The 22,941-nt window shown below is 62.7% G+C and carries 19 protein-coding genes and 1 tRNA gene; 4 read left to right on the forward strand and 16 right to left on the reverse strand.

The genetic code is table 11. The features are described from left to right. Positions 1–78: 78 nt before the first annotated feature. The 9 genes from CDV44_RS14460 to CDV44_RS14505 all read right to left on the reverse strand — a co-directional run bounded on the left by CDV44_RS14460 (position 79) and on the right by CDV44_RS14505 (position 10,328). Positions 79–1,092 (reverse strand): FecR domain-containing protein, encoded by a 1,014-nt coding sequence (locus tag CDV44_RS14460; RefSeq protein ID WP_087688608.1) that lies wholly within the window; start codon positions 1,090–1,092, stop codon positions 79–81. Positions 1,093–1,209: 117 nt separating this feature from the next. Further along, entirely contained in the window at positions 1,210–1,722 is a 513-nt protein-coding gene (locus tag CDV44_RS14465; RefSeq protein ID WP_058375408.1) for an RNA polymerase sigma factor, read from the reverse strand. Further along, entirely contained in the window at positions 1,719–2,495 is a 777-nt protein-coding gene (locus CDV44_RS14470) for a TonB family protein (RefSeq protein WP_141118739.1), read from the reverse strand. The genes CDV44_RS14465 and CDV44_RS14470 overlap by 4 nt, the downstream gene beginning before the upstream one ends. Positions 2,496–2,995: 500 nt before the next feature. Continuing rightward, positions 2,996–3,505 carry a hypothetical protein gene (locus CDV44_RS14475; RefSeq protein WP_087688610.1) on the reverse strand — a complete coding sequence of 170 codons (510 nt, stop codon included), beginning with the start codon at positions 3,503–3,505 and terminating at the stop codon, positions 2,996–2,998. A gap of 699 nt (positions 3,506–4,204) precedes the next feature. After that, positions 4,205–4,295 (reverse strand) — tRNA-Ser (locus tag CDV44_RS14485). A 102-nt stretch (positions 4,296–4,397) separates the two neighbouring features. Next, on the reverse strand, positions 4,398–5,702 hold the full coding sequence (serS, locus tag CDV44_RS14490; RefSeq protein ID WP_087688612.1) for a serine--tRNA ligase: 1,305 nt from the start codon (positions 5,700–5,702) through the stop codon (positions 4,398–4,400). A gap of 113 nt (positions 5,703–5,815) precedes the next feature. After that, complete coding sequence (locus tag CDV44_RS14495; protein ID WP_087688613.1) at positions 5,816–7,258, reverse strand: replication-associated recombination protein A; 1,443 nt, start codon at positions 7,256–7,258, stop codon at positions 5,816–5,818. A gap of 92 nt (positions 7,259–7,350) precedes the next feature. Then, the gene (lolA, locus tag CDV44_RS14500) at positions 7,351–8,001 is read right to left on the reverse strand and encodes an outer membrane lipoprotein chaperone LolA (protein ID WP_087688781.1); all 651 of its coding nucleotides are present in this window, start codon (positions 7,999–8,001) and stop codon (positions 7,351–7,353) included. 5 nt (positions 8,002–8,006) lie between these two features. After that, positions 8,007–10,328, reverse strand: a complete 2,322-nt coding sequence (locus CDV44_RS14505; protein ID WP_087688614.1) for a DNA translocase FtsK — start codon at positions 10,326–10,328, stop codon at positions 8,007–8,009. 373 nt (positions 10,329–10,701) lie between these two features. On the opposite strand from CDV44_RS14505, the gene trxB reads away from it, so the two are divergent. The 3 genes from trxB (at position 10,702) to CDV44_RS14520 (ending at position 13,197) form a co-directional block, all read left to right on the forward strand. Next, positions 10,702–11,658: a thioredoxin-disulfide reductase gene (trxB, locus tag CDV44_RS14510; RefSeq protein ID WP_058375412.1), complete on the forward strand. Its 957-nt coding sequence runs from the start codon at positions 10,702–10,704 to the stop codon at positions 11,656–11,658. Positions 11,659–11,771: 113 nt separating this feature from the next. Next, positions 11,772–12,455 carry a Smr/MutS family protein gene (locus CDV44_RS14515; protein ID WP_087688615.1) on the forward strand — a complete coding sequence of 228 codons (684 nt, stop codon included), beginning with the start codon at positions 11,772–11,774 and terminating at the stop codon, positions 12,453–12,455. 118 nt (positions 12,456–12,573) lie between these two features. After that, entirely contained in the window at positions 12,574–13,197 is a 624-nt protein-coding gene (locus tag CDV44_RS14520; RefSeq protein WP_087688782.1) for a trimeric intracellular cation channel family protein, read from the forward strand. Between the two features lie 148 nt (positions 13,198–13,345). On the opposite strand, the gene CDV44_RS14525 is transcribed toward CDV44_RS14520, so the two are convergent. From CDV44_RS14525 to CDV44_RS14545, 5 genes are all read right to left on the reverse strand, one after another. Further along, positions 13,346–13,684, reverse strand: coding sequence for a P-II family nitrogen regulator (locus CDV44_RS14525; protein ID WP_058375414.1), 339 nt, complete (start codon positions 13,682–13,684; stop codon positions 13,346–13,348). A gap of 122 nt (positions 13,685–13,806) precedes the next feature. Further along, entirely contained in the window at positions 13,807–15,918 is a 2,112-nt protein-coding gene (locus CDV44_RS14530) for an NAD(+) synthase (RefSeq protein WP_087688616.1), read from the reverse strand. 91 nt (positions 15,919–16,009) lie between these two features. Continuing rightward, positions 16,010–17,140: a GNAT family N-acetyltransferase gene (locus tag CDV44_RS14535; protein ID WP_087688617.1), complete on the reverse strand. Its 1,131-nt coding sequence runs from the start codon at positions 17,138–17,140 to the stop codon at positions 16,010–16,012. A 241-nt stretch (positions 17,141–17,381) separates the two neighbouring features. Continuing rightward, the gene (gene ppa / locus CDV44_RS14540) at positions 17,382–17,909 is read right to left on the reverse strand and encodes an inorganic diphosphatase (RefSeq protein WP_058375417.1); all 528 of its coding nucleotides are present in this window, start codon (positions 17,907–17,909) and stop codon (positions 17,382–17,384) included. A gap of 103 nt (positions 17,910–18,012) precedes the next feature. Beyond that, positions 18,013–19,188 carry an alpha-hydroxy acid oxidase gene (locus CDV44_RS14545; RefSeq protein WP_087688618.1) on the reverse strand — a complete coding sequence of 392 codons (1,176 nt, stop codon included), beginning with the start codon at positions 19,186–19,188 and terminating at the stop codon, positions 18,013–18,015. 83 nt (positions 19,189–19,271) lie between these two features. On the opposite strand from CDV44_RS14545, the gene CDV44_RS14550 reads away from it, so the two are divergent. Further along, on the forward strand, positions 19,272–20,117 hold the full coding sequence (locus CDV44_RS14550) for an IclR family transcriptional regulator (protein ID WP_058375419.1): 846 nt from the start codon (positions 19,272–19,274) through the stop codon (positions 20,115–20,117). 25 nt (positions 20,118–20,142) lie between these two features. Here CDV44_RS14550 and CDV44_RS14555 read toward each other — a convergent pair whose 3' ends face one another. Both CDV44_RS14555 and CDV44_RS14560 read right to left on the reverse strand, forming a co-directional pair. After that, entirely contained in the window at positions 20,143–21,048 is a 906-nt protein-coding gene (locus CDV44_RS14555; RefSeq protein WP_087688783.1) for a dihydrodipicolinate synthase family protein, read from the reverse strand. A gap of 91 nt (positions 21,049–21,139) precedes the next feature. Next, positions 21,140–22,864: an ABC transporter permease subunit gene (locus CDV44_RS14560; RefSeq protein ID WP_087688784.1), complete on the reverse strand. Its 1,725-nt coding sequence runs from the start codon at positions 22,862–22,864 to the stop codon at positions 21,140–21,142. Positions 22,865–22,941: the final 77 nt, after the last annotated feature.

The raw sequence follows: 22,941 nt of genomic DNA on the forward strand, positions 1-22,941 counted from the left end.
TTGGCTTCCCGAGTCGCTAAGACGAATGGGCAGTGCGGAAACCCTCAACTATTTCCCGATCTTCGACACGCAAGATCGTCAGCTCAGAATCAGCAGTCCTCCCGGCAAGGACCTGGCATTCAGATCGAACGTGCTCTCCAGTTGTGCCAATGCTGCGTCGAGCGAGGCGATACGAAAACGCCCCGTCACACGTTGGTTCCGGGCCGCCTCGTTGACCAGCACGACCCGCCCCGAGCGATAGCGATTGATCTCTGCAACAACATCGACAAGACGAATCTGGTCAAACACCAGTTCGCCACGACGCCATGCCGCCACAGCCAGCGCATTGACATTGCCGACATCGCTCAGCACATGGTCGTTGTAGGCGACCTGCTGATGCGCCTGCAAGGATCGCTTGCCAGCGGGATGCGAAACCTGAACCGTGCCGTCGATGCATGTGACACAGGCCTTGCCATCGAGATAGCGGACTTCGAAGCGCCCGTCCTGCGCACGGGCGCTACCTACGCCTGCCGATACCGTGAACGGCTCGGCCGAGCCCCCCAGATCGACGGCGGCCTCGCCAGAGAGCAACGTCACGCTCACGGTCCTGCCGTTTTGAATACCTTGGCGGATGCTGGTCTGCGTGTTGAGCGTGACCACGGTCTGCGACGCCAGCGTCAGCGTGCGCTGCTCGCCCACGGCCGTGCGCTCGTCGGCGCCCAACGAGTCCGGCATCACGCGGCGCAGCACGTCCGGATAGAAACCGGCGACGGCCGCCGCCGCGCCCACCGTCAGCGCACCGCCGATGAACGCGCGACGTCCTGCCGAGCGCTGTCGCAAGGCAGGACGTGGCGTTGCCGGCACCGCTGCGGGGGCTGGCATCGCGTTCGGATGCCGCTCGACGTACATGCCGCTTGCCGTGCGCAGTGTCGCCCAGCGGTGCTTCACCTCGTTGAAAGCGAGCTTGTGATCGGCGCTCGCGTCGAGCCAGCGTCGGAAGGCTTGCGCGTCGACTTCGGTCACATCGCCGGAATCCAACAGCCGCAGCCAGACGCGCGCCTGCCGTTGCAGGTCGTCCGAGAGAGGGGCCGGAGAAGTGTCGCGTGTATTCATTGCATCAACATGGGTGCCCTGCCGGAGGCGGGCAATCTAGCGGTATCGATAACGCGGAACCGCGCTTCGTCGGATGCCGCCAGTGTATGGACGAACGGCATCGCACAAATCCCTCAACTATTTTTTAGCTTTCAGTTTTTCATCCAGAAAATCGTGCGCGCGACGCAGCTCGTTCTCGACGACGCGTAGCGACACCCCCAGACGCTCGGCCACCGCCTTCTGCGGCAGCCCTTCCCATCGAACCAGCAGCAGCACCTGACGGCGCCGTTCGGGCAGCCGCTCCATCAACTGCATGAGGGCGTCGAGTTCCGAGCGGTCTTCCGCAACACGCGCCGGGCCGGGCGCCGTATCCGACAGGTGCATCAACGCATCGACCTCGTCGAACGAGAGCGAGCGGCTTTGCTTGCGCTGCGCGTCGAGCGCGATATTCACGGCGACGCGAACCAGATAGCTGCCCGGGCTCTGCACTGTCTCGCCCGCTGTCGGCTCCTGCGTTTGGAGCTTGACCCAGGCGTCGTGCAAGGCGTCGCCCGCCAGATCGCTGTTGCCCAGCAGGCGCGTGAGGCGCCGCTTCAGATTGTGATAGTGGCGGGTCAGGTATTCGGGCAGCGGTCCGACGTTCTCCGTCATGAATGCCCCTCTTTGCCCGGCGACCGGCAGACGGGGGACGAATCCGCGTGATGCGGATCGCGCGGCAACAGCACCATCGTCAACGGTTGGGCCAGATCGTGGGGCGGCGCACCGTCGACGCGCACGCTGGCGAGCACCCGAAGCACGGCGGCGTCGCGGGCGCGCTCCCCGGTCGAGGTAAGCAGACGTGCCTGACGCAAGACGCCGGTCGCGTCGATCTCGAAGCGCAATAACGTCCGGTATTGGCCCGGCCGGGTCAGCGCATTGGCGCAAAGCGCCGCCCAGACGCCCGCCTGTACCCGGCCGGCATAGGCGTTGGCGGGGGTGTCATCGGCCGCATGCAGCGCTTCGGCCGGCAGTGTTTTGAGGACGAAAGCCTCTGCGGGCCCCGAGCGTGCATGCTGAATGGCGAGACCGGTGCCCGCCAGCAGGCGCTCCAGTGCGGTGTCGGCGGGAAAGTCCCCGCGCACGGGCGACGAGGTCAGGCCGGCCACCTGTGCACTACTGAAGAGAGCGGGACGGCCAGAGATCATGGCGTAACGTTGCAGGGCATCGGCCAGTGGCTGCGCAGGGATATCGAAGAAGAAGGACGTAGGTTCGGCATCGGCCCCGGGCGTCTGCTGCGCGGGTCGTTCCGGCACCGTGGGTTGTCCGCGCTCACTGTCTTTACCGGTAACGGTGCCGGCCGGTGCACCTCGCGCGGGAAATGTCCCCGCGCTCAACACCAGAAGCAGCGCGCCATAGCGGCTCAAACCCAGCAAGTACAGACGCAAGATGCATGCTCCCGGCTTCCGAACCAACGGCGCGTCACGCCGCCGATCGCCAGCCTCGGTGCGCACCGGACGGCCTGCGTCCATCGCCCATGCAGCACGCAACTCTGGAAAGTACGGATGATGACACCGGAGTACGACAATTCTGTTACACCCCGTGAGCGCCATCCATCAAGCGGTACCGATTGACTATGGAGCATCTCCACGATATCCCCAGCGTCTTGCGACTCATATTGGCAATATTGTCAATTTCTCTTCACGGATTACTTCGCGATTTTTCTTATATTTCTGATGACTACATTTACCTCATGGTCCGCGGGAAAAAACACAGCCGAATCGATACGGGATCAATGATGCAGATCCCATTCGAGTCTTTAGGAAAAATTTTAGCCCCCCCCACTCGACATAACACCCCCATCAAGCTTATTTTTAATTTATAAATAGAATCATATAAATTCGCACCAATCACTATCAACCAAACACAAGATACTTAGAATTATCAATTATAAAATCCCTGGACACCAATCACCGATAACGTAGAACGAATTCCCAAATGCCTTTACTACCCGGTCACATGGATCCTCCTCATCCGGCCTATGCCAAGTTCCGTTCACATCACCGCTCGCATCGTACATTAGCCGATAGTGAACTCCTCCCCCAATCCCCCAGTCCCACTCCTTTCGACCGCCTCTCACTTCAGCAATATAACTTTGCTCTTTGAATTTAAATTGCACCCACTGCCTAACCCCGACACCAAAATTCAAAACAGGAATTGACAAAAATAGCATCCAAAAAACAAGCACCACACCGGAAAATACTAATGAAATACCCCTTCGAAATCCACGAAAAATCATCAAAATCACACCAAAAACAATGATATCCAGAAAAACAATTAATGCAATTTCATTTAAAAACCCATCCATCTCCATATAGAATATTGACATTACTATGTAAACCGAAATCCCGAACAAAAACACCCTCAAATCAAATACACCTTTAATATTTCTCTTCATGTGACTCGCATCCGATGGCAACCCCAACAATCTCACCACTCAATGTTTGAGGCTAACAAACTATCCCTTTTCTATCCTGACGAGTCACCACCACTTCAAATACTGTTTGACACAAAAAATTCACCCACCCCCCCCCGAATGTCATCCGGGCTCGCACCATCCAGCAGCCCCTCTCCCCATAGACGCGCACTTACGGTTGCGCAGTTTCCCCAAATTGCATCGCAATAGAGGGAGGGCGCCGCCCAACTAGCAGTTCGATCGGCATATTCACTTGCTCTGACTCCAATCCAATTTCTGGTAAAGAAACCACATTGGCTGATACGTTGAGAAATAATATTTCCATCAAACGTTATGGAGTCCAAATTATTTATCTGAATATTTAGCTAAGCGACGCAAATGTCGATTCGCTTCGGGTCCTTGGGAGCGCGCAGTAACAGTTGCGCTACGCTGAGCGGCCTCAGCTCGAAATTCGAGGCGAGTCCATAGCGTATAAGCGGTACAGAGACGAGAACCGTCGAGATGAAAAACAACGCTCCGCCCGAGTATTGAGCACCAGCGTGCATCGTTTTCGAATGGGGCTCAGAGGAGCCATCAGTACGTGCCCAATCGTCACCGGCCAACGGAGACGCGGACAGAAACGTGGGTTGTGCCGCCAAAAACAAAAAAGCCCTTGAATGATCAAGGGCTGATTTGTTTGCTTGGCGGAGAGGGTGGGATTCGAACCCACGGTACGGTATAACCGTACACCAGATTTCGAGTCTGGCGCATTCGACCACTCTGCCACCTCTCCAAGCACACTTTCTGCTTTGAGTCGCTGCCTGAGTGGCCTCAAGCAGCGAGAAAGAGATTATAGCCGAATTTTTTCGACTGCCAAGCCCTTTTTTGAAAATTTTTACGCGGCGGGCTCAAGGCGTTCAATGCCACCCATGTACGGACGCAGCGCGTCCGGCACCGTGATCGAACCATCGGCGTTCTGATAGTTCTCGATCACCGCCACCAACGCACGGCCCACGGCCAGCCCCGACCCGTTCAGCGTGTGCACCAGTTCCGGCTTGCCCTGCGCATTGCGGAAGCGCGCCTGCATGCGACGCGCCTGGAAGCTTTCCATGTTCGAGCACGACGAGATTTCGCGGTACGTGCCTTGCGCCGGAATCCACACCTCCATGTCGTACGTCTTGGCTGCACCAAAACCCATATCGCCCGTGCACAACACGATCGTGCGGAACGGCAGCTCAAGCTTCTTCAGAATCGCTTCGGCGTGACCGACCAGCATCTCCAGCGTGTCGTACGACTCTTCCGGGCGCACCACGTGCACCAACTCGACCTTGTCGAACTGATGCTGACGAATCATGCCGCGCGTGTCCTTGCCGTAGCTGCCCGCCTCCGAGCGGAAGCACGGCGTATGCGCGACCATGCGCATCGGCAACGCGTCGTTCGTCAGCAACTCGTCACGCACCAGATTCGTGAGCGAGACTTCCGCCGTCGGGATCAGATAGAAGTTCTCGATACGCTCGCCATCGTCACCGCCCACCTTGCGCGGCACCTTGAACAAGTCGTCTTCGAACTTCGGCAGTTGGCCCGTGCCGCGCATCGACGCTGCATTCACGATGTACGGCACATACGTTTCCGTATAACCGTGCTCGCCCGTGTGCGTGTCCAGCATGAACTGCGCCAGTGCGCGATGCAGACGGGCAATGCCGCCCTTCATCACCGAGAAGCGCGCGCCCGCCAGCTTGGCGGCCGCGTCGAAGTCGAGACCCAGCTTGGCGCCCAGATCGACGTGATCGCGCGGCGTGAAGTCGAACTCGCGCGGCGTGCCCCAGCGGCGCACTTCCACGTTCTGCGTTTCGTCGTTGCCCACCGGCACGCTTTCATGCGGCAGGTTCGGCACGCCGAGCAGCACGTCCGACATACGCGTTTGGATTTCTTCCAGACGCACCGACGATGCCTTGAGCGTGTCGGCAATACCGCCAACTTCGGCGATTTCGGCCGAGGCATCTTCGCCCTTGCCCTTCTTCATGCCGACCTGCTTCGAGAGCGCATTGCGGCGGGCTTGCAGTTCCTCGGTTTGCGTCTGGATCTGCTTGCGCTCTGCCTCGAGCGCAGCGAACGTCGCCACGTCCAGCGTGTAACCGCGCGCCTTGAGCCGCGCCGCAACGCCGTCGAGATCCTTGCGAAGAAGTTGAATGTCGAGCATGGTGGGAAGTCTGTCGTTAGCGACTCACTTCAGTGAGTCATAAAATTCGTTCTGGCCGCAAACGGCGCGCTCATCGCGCCAAAAACGGCATCAAGCGGGTGATTTTACCAAACTCACTCGTCGTCGCTGGTATCGGCCGGTTGTGATTTTTCGGAAACCGGCGCAGAAGACGGCGGTGCGGACGCGGAAGACGTGCCGCCAGACGCCTTGGTCTGCGGTGCCGCATCGGTGCCATTCCCCGCTTTGCGCCCCTTGGCATTCGCACGACGCCAATCGGCATCGAGCGATTTGAGCCAGTTCAGTTTCTCGCCAATCTTGCCTTCCAGCCCGCGCGGCACCGGACGATACCACTGCTGCGCACGCAGATCGTCGGGGAAGTACGTCTCGCCAGCGGCATAGCCATCCGGCTCGTCATGCGCGTAACGGTACTCGTGACCGTAGCCCAGTTCCTTCATCAGCTTGGTCGGCGCATTACGCAAATGCACCGGCACCCCGCGCGACTTGTCTTTGCTGACGAACGCACGCGCTTGGTTGTAAGCGTTGTAGCCGGCGTTCGATTTAGGCGCCGCGGCCAGATAAAGCACCGCCTGCGCCAGCGCCAGTTCGCCTTCAGGCGTACCGAGGCGTTCGTAGGTTTCGGCCGCATCCAGTGCGATGCGGGCCGCGCGCGGATCGGCCAGCCCGATGTCTTCCCACGCCATGCGCACAATGCGTCGCGCCATGTAACGCGGATCGGCGCCGCCGTCGAGCATTCGGCAAAACCAGTACAGCGCACCATCGGGCGAACTGCCGCGCACCGACTTGTGCAGCGCGCTGATCTGGTCGTAGAACGCATCGCCGCCCTTGTCGAAGCGGCGCAGGTTTTCGGCCAGCACGCTCGCCAGCAAGGCGTCGTCGATGGTGTCGAGCCCCTGTGACGTCGCTGCCTGCGCCACGATTTCCACGTTGTTGAAGAGCTTGCGCCCATCGCCGTCGGCCGAATCGATCAGCCCCTGACGCGCCTCGTCGGTGAACGTGATGTCGCCGAGCTCATGCGCCGCGCGCGTGACCATTTCGCCCAGTTCGTCGTCGTTCAGACTCTTGAGCACGTACACGGCCGCACGCGAGAGCAATGCGCCATTCACTTCGAACGACGGGTTCTCGGTGGTAGCACCCACGAAGATGAAAAGCCCCGATTCCACGTGCGGCAGGAAAGCATCCTGCTGCGCCTTGTTGAAGCGATGCACCTCGTCGACGAACACCACCGTCTGGCGCCCCTGCCCGCGCTGGATCTGTGCCGCTTCCACCGCGTCGCGAATATCCTTCACGCCGGAGAGCACGGCCGAGAGCGAGATGAAATACGCCTTGAACGCGTCGGCCATGAGGCGCGCGAGGGTGGTTTTCCCCACACCGGGCGGGCCCCACAGGATCATCGAATGCGGACGCCCTGCTTCAAACGCCACGCGCAAAGGTTTCCCCTTGCCGAGCAGATGGCGCTGGCCGATCACGTCGTCAATGGTATGGGGGCGCAAGCGCTCGGCAAGTGGCACCGAGGCAGAAAGAGGTGCGTCTGGCATGGTAAGAAGCAGTGCGGCCGGGGAATCCCCGGCCGCAGATCAGATTTCGGATACGCCCATTATGCCAGTCCACCGGCATCGGGGCCGTTCGCTCATCCCTTGATCACGTCGGCCCCCTTGGGCACGGTGAACTTGAAGTTGTCCGGCGACATCGGCGGATTCTTCTGCATATTCGCAAACGTCAGCAGCGTCACGTTGCCGAATGCATCGTAGAGCTCCATCGCGGCCAAGTTGCCATCGCGAAAGCCGATGCCCACGCGCTGGAACTGCGTGTCCTGCGATTTCGGCTGGAGTTCGACCCAATCGATGCCGTTCTTCACGCCCGCATCCTTGAGGGTGAAGTTCTTTTCGACATCGTTGCTGCCGAAGAGAATCGCCGCCGGACTCGCGCCCAGCGACGCGCCCAGCTTGCGCTCGGTGACCTGATTCAGGTCCTTGTCATAGATATAGAGCGTCTCGCCGTCGGCTTGCAGCAGTTGATCGTACGGCTTGACGTAGCGCCAGATAAAGCGGCCCGGGCGCGAGAATTCGAAGGTGCCCGATGCCATATTCGACACCGCTACGTTGCCGTCCTTCCCTTGCTTGACCTGCTTTTGCTCGAATTCGCCACGCGCGGACTTCACCTGCGCCGCGAAGGCCTTGAGTTGCGCCGTGCCGCTGGCGTAAGCCGGTGCGACCAGCGCCGCCAGCGTTACGCCCACCACACCCGCCATGAGCGGCAAACTGCGCTTGAATCCCAGCATGTTCTTCATTCTCCTTCGCGATTGGGCACCAGAATTTCCCGGTTGCCGTTGCTCGCCATCGCCGACACGACGCCGGACTGTTCCATCTGTTCGAGCAGCCGCGCGGCCCGGTTGTAGCCGATGCGCAGATGTCGCTGCACCAGTGAGATCGACGCACGGCGCTGCTTGAGCACCACCGCCACCGCCTGATCGTACAGAGGGTCGGACTCGCCGCCCCCCTCGCCGGTTCCACCACCCGCGCCGTCGACGCCACCGTCCTCGCCTTCGATCGCCCCGTCGAGCAGGCCCTCGACGTAATTCGCCTCGCCCTGCTCCTTGAGCCGCTGTACCACGCGATGCACTTCATCGTCGGCCACGAACGCCCCGTGCACGCGCAACGGCAGGCCGGTGCCCGGCGGCATGTAGAGCATGTCGCCCATGCCCAGCAGCGTCTCGGCGCCCTGCTGATCGAGAATGGTGCGCGAATCGATCTTCGACGATACCTGGAACGCCACACGGGTCGGCACGTTGGCCTTGATCAGGCCCGTAATCACGTCGACCGACGGACGCTGCGTCGCCAAAATCAGGTGGATACCGGCCGCACGCGCCTTCTGCGCAATACGCGCAATCAACTCTTCGACCTTCTTGCCGACCACCATCATCAGGTCGGCCAACTCGTCGATCACCACGACGATGTACGGCAGACGTTGCAACGGCTCGGGTTCTTCCGGCGTCAGCGAGAACGGGTTCGGGATGTGTTCTTCGCGCTTGGCGGCTTCGTCGATCTTGTTGTTGTAGCCCGCGAGGTTGCGCACGCCCAGCTTGCTCATCAGCTTGTAGCGGCGCTCCATTTCGGACACCACCCAGTTCAACGCGTGCCCCGCCTGACGCATATCGGTCACGACCGGGCACAACAGATGCTGAATGCCTTCATACATGCTCATTTCGAGCATCTTCGGGTCGATCAGGATGAGTCGCACCTGCTCGGCCGTGGCCTTGTAGAGCAGCGACAGAATCATCGCGTTGATCCCCACCGACTTGCCCGAACCGGTCGTACCGGCCACCAGCAAGTGAGGCATCTTGCCCAGATCGGCCACGACGGGCTTGCCGCCGATGTCCTTGCCCAGCGCAAGCGTCAGCAGCGACGATGAATCGTTATAGACCTCGGAGCCCAGAATCTCGGTCAGACGAACGGTCTGACGGCGCGGATTCGGCAGCTCCAGCCCCATGAAATTCTTGCCGGGGATGGTCTCGACCACGCGAATCGACACGAGCGAGAGCGAACGTGCCAGATCCTTCGCCAGCGTCACGATCTGGCTGCCCTTCACGCCCGTGGCCGGCTCGATTTCATAGCGCGTAATGACCGGGCCCGGGTAGGCCGCCACTACGTTCACTTCGACGCCAAAATCCTTGAGCTTCTTCTCGATCAGGCGCGACGTGAATTCGAGCGTCTCGCCCGACACGGTCTCCTGCACAGCCGCCGGGGCGTCGAGCAGCGCCAGCGGCGGCAGGATGGAATCGGGCAGGTCGGCAAACAGCGGCGCCTGCTTTTCCTTCTCGACCCGCTCGCTCTTGGGCACCACCTTGACGGGCGGCACGATCTGCACCGGCTCATGCACGTCGGCGCGCACGCGGTTCTGCACCACGGCACCTTCACGGGCGATGGCCGCTTCTTCACCCAGACGACGGTCCTGCCGCGCCTCACGGCGGCGGCGAATCACGGTGCCGGTATCGAGAATCAGCGCACCGAGCTTTTCAGCCGCCGACAGCCACGAGAAATGGAACAGCAGCGACAGACCAAACGCCAGAATCAGCAACAGTGCGAGCGTGCCGCCGGTAAAGCCGAGCGCGTGCTGGAAGAATCCACCCACGGTCTCGCCGATCACACCGCCCGAGGCACGCGGCAGTTGTGCTTTCATGCGGTACAGACGGAGCGATTCGACACCGGCGCTGGCGAGCAGCACCATCAGGAAGGAGACGATCTCGACCCAGCCGCCGCTCGCGAGCCGTTCGCGCAGCGGGGGCGCTTCGCGCTTGGTAGAGATACGTCGATAGCCGGAGATGACACGGCGGGCGATGAATACGACCAGCCAGTAGGCGGACAGGCCGAGCATGAGCAGCAGCATATCTGCCACCCATGCGCCGACGCGCCCCGCCCAGTTGGCGATGCGCTCCACGTGCGCCGCATGTGTCCAGCTGGGGTCCAGACGGCTGTACGAGAACAACGCCATCAACAGGAACACCATCAGCGCGACTTGCGCCATCCAGCGGATTTCATGGAAAAGATGCGTCACCCGGTTGGGTAACGACGATCCGGCACCAGCAGAGTAGGAAGATTTCGTCGTCATCAAGCCAGTTGGTTGGGCGGGCAGACGGGCGGCCTGCCGCGCGGCAAGCCTCCATTCTAAACAACTATTACAACGCTTAATGCACGAAAAGGTGACAAGGGGTAACGCTGAACGCCCGCTGAACGCCCGCCGGAAGGCCACCGATCGTCGGCCAAACGTTGACCAGCCTCCCGCCGGACGCCCTGCCCGGGGCTATCGGACCGATTGCGAGGCTCCATCAACGAAACGACGCCGGCCCTTTATAATGACGGATTGCGCCGATTCCCTGCGCCCGCCGATCCGCCTCAGCCACCCGCTGGCTGGCGCGCTGCGGCCCCTGGGGCGCACGGAATACGTCGCCAGCCCCCAACGCCCATTTACGGTGAGTTCGTCCATGTCCGCTGCCAAGCACGCTAAAGTCCTGATTCTCGGTTCCGGCCCCGCCGGCTACAGCGCCGCCGTCTACGCCGCACGCGCCAACCTCAAGCCTGTGCTGATCACCGGTATCGCCCAAGGCGGTCAATTGATGACCACCACCGACGTCGAGAACTGGCCCGGCGACCCGACCGGCGTGCAAGGCCCCGAACTGATGGCCCGCATGCAGGCTCACGCCGAGCACTTCAACACCGAAATCATCTTCGACCACATTCACACGGTGCATCTGACCGAGCGCCCGCTGCGCCTCATCGGCGACTCGGGTGAATACACGGCCGACGCCCTGATCATCGCGACCGGCGCCTCGGCGCAGTACCTCGGCCTGCCGTCGGAAGAAGCGTTCTCGGGCCGTGGCGTGTCGGCTTGCGCCACCTGCGACGGTTTCTTCTACCGCGGCAAGGAAGTCTGCGTGGTCGGCGGCGGCAACACCGCCGTGGAAGAAGCGCTCTACCTGTCGAACATCGCCAGCAAGGTCACCGTGATCCACCGCCGCGACAAGTTCCGCGCCGAGCCGATCCTGATCGACCGTCTGCTCGAGAAGGCCAAGCAAGGCGTGGTCGAGCTCAAGTACGACAGCGTGCTCGACGAAGTGACCGGCGACGACTCGGGCGTGACCGGCGTGCGTATCAAGAACACCAAGACCGGCGCTTCGGAAGACATCGCGCTGCACGGCGTGTTCATCGCCATCGGCCACAAGCCGAACACCGATATCTTCGAAGGTCAGGTCGAGATGAAGAACGGCTACATCGTCACGCACAGCGGCCTGAACGGCAACGCCACGGCCACCAACGTGCCGGGCGTGTTTGCCGCCGGCGACGTGCAGGATCACGTGTACCGTCAGGCAATCACCAGCGCCGGTACGGGCTGCATGGCCGCACTCGACGCACAGCGTTTCCTCGAAAATCTCGATCAGTAAGCCGACTTGGCGACTTATTTAGCGACTTATTTAGCGAGTTGCTTCGCCACTTAGTCAGCGCTGACCGACGGTACCGCCCGGGCACCCCGGGTGGTACCCGACTCCGACATCTCATGAGCAAGAAGCCCCCCAAGCTCAGCCTCAACGACCTCGCCGGCCTGCGCGACACTCTCGCGAAGGAAACCGCCGCCCGCGAAGCCGAGCGTATCGAGGCCGCCAAACGCGCCGCACAAGCCGAGCGCGACGCCAACGTGTTTCGCGACAGCATCGGCGACATTGCTCCGATTGCCCGCAAGCGTTCGGTCGATCGCGTAGAACACCCGCGTCAGCCGCCGGCTCCCGTTGCCCGCCAGACGCAGGAAGACGAAGCCGCCGTACTCTACGAATCGCTGTCGGACGAATTCGATCCCGAAGCGCTGCTCGATACGGACGACCGCCTGTCGTACCGTCGCCCGGGCATCAGTCAGGACACCCTGCTCAAGCTCCAGCGCGGCGACTGGGTGGTGCAGGCGCAGGTCGATTTGCACGGCTTACGCCGCGACGAAGCCCGCGAAGCCCTCTCCGCCTTCCTGCACGATGCCGTCAAACGCGGCCTGCGCTGCGTGCGCGTGATCCACGGCAAAGGGCTGGGCTCAGTGGGACGCGAACCGGTGCTCAAGGAAAAAGTGCGCAGCTGGCTCGCGCAGAAGAACGAAGTGCTGGCATGGGCGCAGGCACAAGGACGCGACGGCGGCAGCGGCGCACTGGTAGTATTGCTACAGCCTTCGCCGGGCCGATCGCCGCGCGCGGGCTACTGACCCCGGCGGGGCACGCCCCCGCCGCACCGTCTCAACGTCAGTTTCGACGCTTGTTACGACGCTTGTCACGACACCAATCACGACGTTTCACCCGAAGGATTCGCCGATGATTCATGAGATGAGCAGTCAGCTCCATACGATTCTGGCCATCACCGAGGCCATCGCCGTATTGTCGTGCGCCATCTCAGGTTTCGCCGAAGCCCGCAAACAGCATCTCGACCCGGTCGGCGCGTTCGTGCTGGCCTTCGCCACTGCCTTCGGCGGCGGTACCCTGCGCGACGTCCTGCTCGACCACCGCCCTTTCTACTGGGTGCAGCATCAGTGGTACACCATCATCATTCTCATTCTCTCGCTCTCGACGTCGGGCGTGCTGCGGCTCGTCTCGCGCGTGGCCACCGAGCGTGTGCTGCTCATCACTGACGCGATCGGGCTCGGGACGTTCAGCGCATCGGGCACGTCGCTGGCGCTTCAGACCGGCATGTCGCCATTCATGTCGGTGATGATGGGTGTGATCACCGGGGTGGGCGGCGGCGTGATGCGCGACATTCTTTGTAACGAGGTACCGCTCGTGCTGCGCGATACGCGCCCATATGCGGTATGCGCGTTTATCGGCGGATGGATCTACATCGCGCTGACTTACGCCGATCTCGATCCCGTTTACACGCTTTCGATCAGCGCCCTCTCGGTGATCTTTGTCCGCTTGATCACGGTCGCGTTCGACGTCCGGCTGAAGGCCGAGTAGCCGGGCGCGCCACAGGACCGCACTGGAAAACCACACCAGAAACGCCAAAGGGCGACGCTGCACTCGCAGCCTCGCCCTTCGTCATGTCTTGCTGATGCCTTAGCAGTAGCTTGCTGATGCCGTCCGCTCGACGGTATCGCCACAGACCTTATACGGCCTGCTCACCCTCTTCACCGGTACGGATGCGGATCACGCGCTCCACGTCGGTCACGAAGATCTTGCCGTCGCCGATCTTGCCGGTGCGCGCCGCGCCCAGCACGGCGTCGATGACCTGCTCGGCCTGTGCGGCGCCCACGACCACTTCGATCTTGATCTTCGGCAGGAAGTCGACCACGTATTCCGCGCCACGATACAGCTCGGTGTGCCCCTTCTGGCGGCCAAAGCCCTTCACTTCCGTCACGGTCAGGCCGGTCACGCCGACTTCGGCCAGGGCTTCACGCACTTCGTCGAGCTTGAAGGGTTTGATGATGGCAGTAACGCGTTTCATTGTCGCCTCGATATCTTGGTTTGAATGTTCTGGAAATTCGCTGGCCTATTGTACCGGTCCGGCGGCAACACGCTGATGACAGCGCGAAACCGCCGCCCCCGCGCCCGTGTTCACGTCAGGCATCAGACGTGCGGATCGTCGGGCACGGTGTCCAGATCCGCCAGCCACACCACCGATTCCGAATCGCTCGGCGCACGCCAGTCGCCGCGCGGCGACAGCGACCCGCCTGTGCCGACCTTCGGCGCATTCGGCACGCACGAGCGCTTGAATTGGCTGGTGCGGAAGAACCGGTCGAGGAAGATTCGGAGATTGCGCTTTATAGCGACCATGTCGTACGCATTGTGGGCGCGCTGTCCCTCGTCCGGCCAACGCCCGGTCGACGCGTCGTGCCACGCACTCCACGACAGGAATGCCACCTTGCGCGGCGCATAGCCGAAACGCAGCGTGTAGTACAAGTTGAAGTCCTGCAACTCGTACGGCCCGATGAAGTGCTCGGTGCGCTGCTCCGGCGCGCCGTTGGCCTTGCCGGGCACCAGCTCGGGGCTGATTTCGGTCTCGAGAATGTCGATGAGGACGTTGCGGCGGCCCGCAGCTTCCTTGCCTTCCTTCCCCCCCTTCGCCGGTGCCGTCTGTCCAGCCGACTGACTCAGTTGCCCCGTCTCGGCGACCCAGCGCACCAGATGGATGATGAGCGTCTTCGGCACGCTGGCGTTCACGTTGTAGTGCGACATGTGATCGCCCACCCCGTAGGTACACCAGCCCAGCGCAAGCTCGCTCAGATCGCCCGTGCCGATAACAATGGCACCGAGGTGGTTGGCCAGACGGAACAGATGGTTGGTTCTCTCGCCTGCCTGCACGTTCTCGAACGTGACGTCGTAGACTTCCTGCCCGTTCGCAAACGGATGGTCGAGGTCCTTCAACATCTGCATGCAACTCGGGCGGATGTCGATCTCGCGCGCCGTGCAGCCCACGGCTTCCATCAACTCGCGCGCCTGACGCAGCGTGCGCTCGCTCGTCGCGAACCCCGGCATCGTGTAGGCGAGGATGTTCGTGCGCGGCAGCCCAAGCCGGTCCATGACCTTTGCGCACACGAGCAACGCGTGCGTGGAGTCGAGGCCGCCCGACACGCCGATGACCACCTTCTGGATCTTCGACGACGCAAGACGCTGCATCAGCGCCTGCACCTGAATGTTGTAGACCTCGTGGCAGCGCTCGTCGCGCAAACGCGGGTCAGCCGGCACATACGGAAAACGGCCGATGGCACGTGCGAGCGGCAGCTCGGCATCTCGCGGCATCGTGACGTCGACCTTGATGGTCCGGAATCGCGCCACTTCGTCGGCATGACGCCGCACCGACACGCCGAACGTGGTCTGGTGCATGCGCTCGCGGGCGAGGCGCTCCAGATCGACGTCCGCGTAAATCAGGTGCGACTCGCTGGCGAAGCGGGCCGACTCGGCCAGCATGTCGCCGTTCTCGTAGATGAGTGCCTGTCCGTCCCACGCGAGATCGGTCGTCGATTCGCCCTGCCCGGCCGACGTGTACAGATACGCCGCCAGACAGCGCGCCGACTGCTGACCGACAAGTTGATGACGGTACGCCGACTTGCCGACCACGACGTTCGACGCCGACAGGTTGACGAGTACCGTCGCGCCCGCGAGCGCGGCAAACGACGACGGCGGCACCGGCACCCAGACGTCTTCGCAGATTTCGCAGTGAAAGCGCAGCAGCGGCTGGTCGGCGGCTTCGAAAATCAGGGCACCGAAGGGGACGTCGTGACCGAGCAAGGTGACCGAATCCACCCCCGCGTCGTCGGCGGCGTTGAACTGGCGGGCTTCGTAAAACTCGCTGTAGTTCGGCAGATACGTCTTGGGCACCACGCCGTGAATGCGTCCACGCGCGACAACGACCGCGCAGTTGAACAAGCGCTGTTGCACACGCACCGGCATGCCGACGATGAGCGCGGCACCCAGTTCGCGGCTCGCAGCAACGATCTCGGCAAGCGCGGCATCGCACGCGTCGAGCAGTGCGCGCTGTTGGAACAGGTCTTCGCAGCTATACGCGGGAATCCCCAACTCGGGGAACGCCACCAGCACGGCGCCTTGGGCATCGGCTTCGCGGGCCAGTGCGATGGTCTGCTGGGCGTTGAACGCCGGGTCGGCGACGCGGCATTGCGGCACGCCAACGGCGACGCGCGCGAAATCGTGGTTATAGAGATTGAGAAATCGGTTGGTCATGTCGGCGGCTACCCATGCATCGCTCGTGGGCCGGTGCAGCGGCAGGCTGGCAGGCCCGGCGCGACCGGCGGGCGGTCAGATCGCCAGTATATTACGTGCGCTTGAAAGGCGTATGCGCTTCCAACTCGCCAATATGCTCGTCCATGGCCGAGGTCTCGGCATCGAGAAACTCGGCAATCGCGTCGGCAAACCGCGCGTCGCCGATCCAGTGGGCCGACCACGTCGGCGTGGGCAACAACCCGCGCGACATTTTATGCACGCCCTGTGCCCCGCCCTCGAAACTGCGCAACCCGTGCACGATGCAGTACTCGATGCCCTGCGCGTAGCACGTCTCGAAGTGCATGCCGGAGACGAAATCCGTCGTGCCCCAGTAGCGCCCGAACATCGTGTCGTGCGTCACCACGTTGAGCGCACACGCCAGCGGTGCGTCATCACGCATCGCCATCACGAGCAGCAGCGTGCCGGGCATCGTGGCATGCACCTGCGCGAAGAATTCACGCGACAGATACGGCGCGTTCCAATGCTCGCGATAGGTGTTTTCGTAGCATTGGTAGAAGAAATCGAGCGCCGCGTCGTCGATGTCGGCACCGCGCAGCCAGCGATAGGTCACCCCTGCCTCGCGCACACGCCGCCGGTCCTGCCTCAGCTTCTTGCGCTTCTCCTGATTCATCTGCGCAAGGAAGTCGTCGAACGTGGCGAAGTCCTGATTCTCCCAATGGAACTGCACGCCCTCGCGCAGCATGTAGCCCGCCTCGGTAAGCGCAGCCAGATCGTCCTCGTGCGTGAAGAGCACGTGAATGGACGAAACGTCCAACTGCTTGGCAAACGCAATCGCCCCACGGGCGAGCGCCACCCGGTCGGCATGCGTGCGCGCCAACAAGCGCGGCCCCGTCACCGGCGAGAACGGCACGGCCGAGAGCAGCTTGGGGTAGTAGCGCAGCCCGTGACGCGCAAAAGCGTCGGCCCACGCGTGGTCGAACACGTATTCGCCGCGCGAGTGCGACTTGACGTACAGCGGCATGGCCCCGGCAAGCGTGTCGCCCGCGTACATGAGCAGATAGGCCGGCTGCCAGCCGGTGCCCTTGCTGGCACAGCCGCTGGTATGCATGGCGTGCAAAAACGCGTGCTGCACGAAGGGATTGCTGCCGGCGAGCGCGTTCCACTGGTCAGCCGGCACGTCTTCAATCGATTGGACTACCCGAATCACTACGTCGCTGCTCACCCGTCACCTCGTTCGCGAAGCCGCCGGCGAGAAGTCGCTGCCGGACTGCCCGTCATTGTCGCCGAACTCGGCGAAGCTTTCAGGCACCACCGTCGCGCTGCGTTCACGCGACGCCCCGGCGGGCTTTCAGCGGGCAACAAAAAACCCGGCAATCATGCCGGGTTTCGATGACATCGGGCCATGGCCGCCACGGCAACCGTGACCACGATGTCGCAAGCCGAAAATCGCTTACGAAAACCGCTTACTTCTTGGCGTTGGCCACGCCGTCGACGATTTCCTTGTGGGCGGCATCGATGCCTTCCCAGCCTTCGATCTTCACCCACTTGCCCTTCTCGAGCGCCTTGTAGTTCTCGAAGAAGTGCTTGATCTGGTCCTTCAGGTAGCCCGGCACGTCGTCGATCGACTTCAGGTGCGCGGTCATCGGGCAGATCTTGTCGACCGGCACGACCACCAGCTTGGCATCCACGCCCGACTCGTCGGTCATGTTCAGCATGCCCAGCGCGCGGCAGCGCACGATCGAGCCAGCCAGCAGCGGGAACGGGGTGATGACCAGTGCGTCGACGGGGTCGCCGTCGCCAGCCAGCGTCTGCGGAATGAAACCGTAGTTGGCCGGGTAGCGCATGCCCGTGCCGATGAAGCGGTCGACGACCAGCAGGCCCAGGTCCTTGTCAGCTTCGTACTTCACCGGGTCGCTTTGCGCCGGGATCTCGATGATGACGTTGAAATCGGTGGGAATATCCTTGCCGGCCGGCACGTGGTTGAAGCTCATGATGACGTTCCTGTGTATGAAAGATGGCATACCGCCGCGCGACGCACTTGCCCCGCTCACCTGCCGGATGCCGCGCCGCCCGAGGGTATTCGGGCGCGAAACATTATAGCGGGTTTGCCCCAAGCGCCGGCAGCCGCGCCACGCACTGGGGCGCGAGTGCACCCACTTGCGCGCAACCCAGCAGTTGCATCGTCGTGCGCAACTCGCCCAGCAACATCGCGAGCACGTCGGCCGCGCCCGCACCGCCACGGGCTGCCACGCCATACAACGGGGCACGCCCCAGCAGCACGCCCTTCGCCCCCAAGGCCACCGCCTTGGCAACATCGGCACCGCGCCGCACGCCGCCATCCACGAACACGTCGAGATGCCGTCCCCGCCCGTTCACCGCCTCGACGATCGGGGTGAGCGCCTCGATCGGGGCCAGCGTGTTGCCTAATTGCCGGCCGCCGTGGTTCGACACTACGATGCCGTCCGCGCCGTAGGCCTGCGCGAGTTTGGCGTCTTCCGCCGTCAGAATGCCCTTGACGAGCACTTCGCCCGGCCAGTGACGCCGCACCCACGTCAGATCGTCCCAACCGAGCGACAGGTCCATCTGACGGCTCAACATGGCGGCGTGACGGGCCAGATCGGCGCGCTCACCCACGCTCTGGGCGATGTTGCGCAGTTGCGGCGCGCCGTTGGCCAGCATCTGCCAACTCCAATGGGGATGGCGCAGGCAATCGGCCACCAGCTTCGGCGTGAAACGCAGCGGCAGCTTGAAGCCATTACGCGTGTCGTGATCGCGCTTGCCGTGTACGGGGGTGTCGACGGTCAGCAATAACGTGCGATACCCCGCCTCGCGAGCGCGCCGCATCATGCTCTCGGCGATGCTGCGGTCTTGCTGTACATAGAGTTGCAGCCACAGTTCGCCATCGGGCACTGCCGCGCGCACGTCTTCGAGCAATGACGTGGAGGCCGTCGACAGCACGAACGGCAAACCGGCATCGGCCGCTGCACGCGCGAGCAATTCGTCTGCGCGCGGCCAGAACAGCCCGTTCAGGCCGGTCGGCCCCACGGCCATCGGGGCCGCTGCCTCGCGCCCCCAGAAGGTGGTGGCACTCGAGACTTGCGACGTATCGGTGAGCACACGCGGGCAAAAGCCCCATTGGGCGAACGCGTCGCGATTGCGGCGCAGCGCATGACCGTCTTCCGCCCCGCCCTCCAGATAGTCGAACGCGATCTTCGCCAACCGCCGCTGCGCAGCACTCCGGTAATCGTCCACGCAGGAAAACGCGGCCATGCCTCCCCCTATTCTCATGACTTGCTCATAAACAATTGCATTACAATCACAATCATTACAATACGCACACTCACGAACCGCTCATGCCGCGCCTGCCCGCCCCGTCGAACGACAAGACCGCAAAGACCGATGCCAAAACCGGACGGGACGCCACGCGCTCGACGCTGTTCGTCGGCTCGACCGAAAAAACGTTTCAGGTACTGCACGCCTTCGACGGCCCGGCGCGTTACATGACGCTCAGCGACATCGCCAAGGCGGCCGATCTGGACCGCAGCGCCACCCAGCGGCTCGTGCATACGCTCGAAGCCTTGGGTTATCTCTTTCGCGTGCCCGAGACCCGCACCTACGGCCTGACGACCAAGGTGTTGCAGTTCTCGTACAACTACATTCGTGCGAACGAGCTGGTCGACAAGGCATCGCCGTATCTGCTCGACATCAGCCGCCGCGTCGGCGAGACGACCAACCTTCAGGAACTCGACGGCCACGAAATCGTGTTCGTCGCCCGCTTCCCCGGTCAGCATCTGGTGAACATCGATATCGTGGTGGGCGCGCGCCTGCCGGCCATGTTCACCGCGTCGGGTATCGCCATCCTGTCGCGCCTGCCCGATGTGCGTGTGCGCGAAATACTCGCCAGCACGTCGCTCGAACCGATGACGCCGTACACGCTCACCGACGAGAAGAAGCTGATCGACCGGATTCAACTGACGGCCCGGCGCGGCTACGCCATCGTCGAGAACGAGACGGTCATGGGCGACATTTCGGTCGCCGCCCCCATCACCGATCACGACGGCCACGCCGTGGCGGCCATCAACATCTCTGTGCCGACGTCGCGCTGGTCGCGCGAACGTGTCGAAGCCGAACTCGCCCCGCACATTCAAGTGGCCGCGACCTCGATCTCGAAGTCGCGGCTCTCGACCTTCCGGCGGTAACCCTTTCGCGATGACCGCCTGGCGATTAACGTACTTCGAAAATCGCCAGTTGCTTCTTCAGTTCCGTGCGCAGGTCGGCTGACAGCGCCGGTGCGGCTTGCACCAGCGGTGCGAGCATCGCGGGCGCATCGACGCCGATCAGATCCATCACCGACTTCATCGGACCCGGATTGGTCTCGGCAAACGCCAGATTCATCAGCGGAATCAGCGAGCGGTGCAGCGCAATCGCCTCGGCCGTCTTGCCTTCGGAGGCCAGCGTGAAGATGCGCTGCCACGCGGTGGGCAACAGCGACGCCGTCACGACGATGCCACCGCGCGCGCCTGCTGCGACATGCAGCGGGAACAGCGAGTCTTCGCCGCTCAACACCGCAAACGATTCATCGACACCGGCCACCGTGCGCAGGAAATGCCACATGTCGGTGTTGCACGCCTTCATGCCGATGATGTTTTCGTGGCGCGAGAGCTCATGCAGCACTTCCGGGGCAATGGCGATGCGCGTGCGATACGGAATTTCGTAAATCAGGATGGGCACCGGCGACTCGTCGGCGTAACGCAGGAAGTAATCGCGAATGCCGGCTTGCGTCGGGTTGGTGTAGTACGGCGTGAGCACCAGCAGGCCATCGACACCGGCGGCGGCAAAGTCGCGGCCAGCGGCAATCGCGTCGTGATAGCCGGGATCGAGCACGCCGGCAATCACCGGCACATCGCGGCCTTCGACTTCCTGTGCCGTGAGTTCGGCCATGCGCACGCGCTCGGCGCGCGAGAGGGCCCCGTATTCACCGGTGCCGCCCAGCGGCACCACACCGTCGATGCCCTGCCCCAGCAGGTAGCGCAGCAGGGCGCGCGCCGCATCGGTGTGAATCGTGTCGTCGGCATGCACCGGCGTGGGAATGGCCGGCAGAATGCCTTTGAGTTGTGCAGAGCGAAGCATGAGTTTTACGTCCATCAAGCGTGAATCGGATCAATCGGTTGACTGCACCGCCAAGGCATCACGGGGCAACCCGCGACGCCTCGGCAATGGATCAGGCAGCCTCGGCGGGGGCGGTCGTCAGGCTGCGACGGCGCAGCCGCTCGGCCACCCAGATCAGTGCGGCAATGAAGAGGAACAGGCAGGTCGAGACGGCGGCGATCACCGGCGAAATCTGCATCGTGATCTCGTCCCAGAACTGCTTGGGCAAGGTGGTCGACAGACCGCCCGAGCTGAACAGCGCAATCGTGAGTTCGTCGAACGACGTAGCGAACGCGAACAGGAACGACGACAGCAGGCCGGCCCCCAGAATCGGGAAGGTCACGCGGCGCAGCGTCGCCCACGGGCGGGCCCCCAGGCTGTAAGCCGCCAGATCGAGACGCGTGTCGTAGTTGCGCAGCACCGCCATCATCGTGATGACGACATACGGCACGGCCACCACGGTGTGGGCAATCGTCAGCCCGATGCTCGATCCGACCAGACCGATCTTGGCGAAGAAATAGAACACGCCCACGGCCAGAATCATGCGCGGCACGACAATCGGTGCCAGAACGAACGCCAGCATGCCCGCCTTGCCTCGCATGCCGCCGCGCACCAGCAGGAACGCCGCCGGCGTGCCGATCAGCATCGACAGCACCCCAGCGCCGATACCGACGAGCATCGAGCGCGTGATCGCCTGCATCCACAGCGGCGAATCCCAGATCATCTGGTACCACTGCAACGAGAAGCCCTTGGGCGGCCACGTCAGGCCCGATGCCGAATCGAACGAGATCGGAATCATCAGCATCGCGGGCGCCGCGAGGAACACGATCAGCAGGAACACCACAATACGCAAGCCAAGCCCATCGCCCTGCGCACTGCGGCTGCGTGGCAACGCACGCAACAGCAGATCGGTAACGTTACCCAGCGCCGCCAGCACGTGCTCGCCCAGCACGCGAGTCCAGCCGCCACGGCGCTTGCCCGGCTTGCTGTCGCCCGCGCCACCGGCCATCGTCGAGAGCCCGACCATGCGGTCGTAGATGAAGAACACCACCAGCACCACAGCGAGCAGCAGCACGGAAATCGCGCCCGCAAAGCCCCAGTTCAGCGCCTGCATCACCTGATCGATGATGAGCTGCGTGATCATCGTTTCGTGACGTCCGCCCAGCAGCGTCGGCGTAATGAAGAAGCCGATCGACGTGACGAACACCATCAACGCACCGGCAGCCACACCCGGCAGTGACAACGGGAAATACACCCGCCAGAACACCGTGCCCGGGCGTGCACCCAGCGTCGATGCGGCGCTCGGCAGGCGACGGTCGATGTTCTCCATCACCGAGAGCATGGTGAGCACAGCCAGCGGCATGAGCGCATGCACCATGCCGACGATCACCGACGGGAAGTTATAGAGCAGCGACAGCGGGGCGTCGATGATGCCCAGATCCATCAGCGTGCGATTGACCACACCGTTACGGCCGAGCAGCACGACCCATGCGAAGGTGCGCACGAGAAAGCTCGTCCAGAACGAGAGCAGCACCCAGAACAGCAGACGCTGCTTGCGCGCGCCGGTCAGCGTCGAGAGCCGGTAGGCGATCGGGTAACCGGTGAGCACCGCGAAGAAGGTGGTGTAGAGCGACACCTTCAGCGTGATGAGCAACACCTCGACATACACCGACGAGGCGAACAGCCGCTGATATTCGGCGAGCGTGAAACCGGCTTCGCCACGAATGCTCAACAGCAGCAACTGGCCGACCGGATACACCAGCATCACCATCAGCAGGATGACGATGGGCGCAGCCATGAGCACCGGGCGCAACCGGCCGCGCCAGCGCGGACGGCGCGGCGCGGGGTGCACGGGGCTCGATGAAGGCGAGGAAG

The organism is Pandoraea sp. PE-S2R-1, from assembly GCF_002179865.1.
GTDB lineage: Bacteria > Pseudomonadota > Gammaproteobacteria > Burkholderiales > Burkholderiaceae > Pandoraea.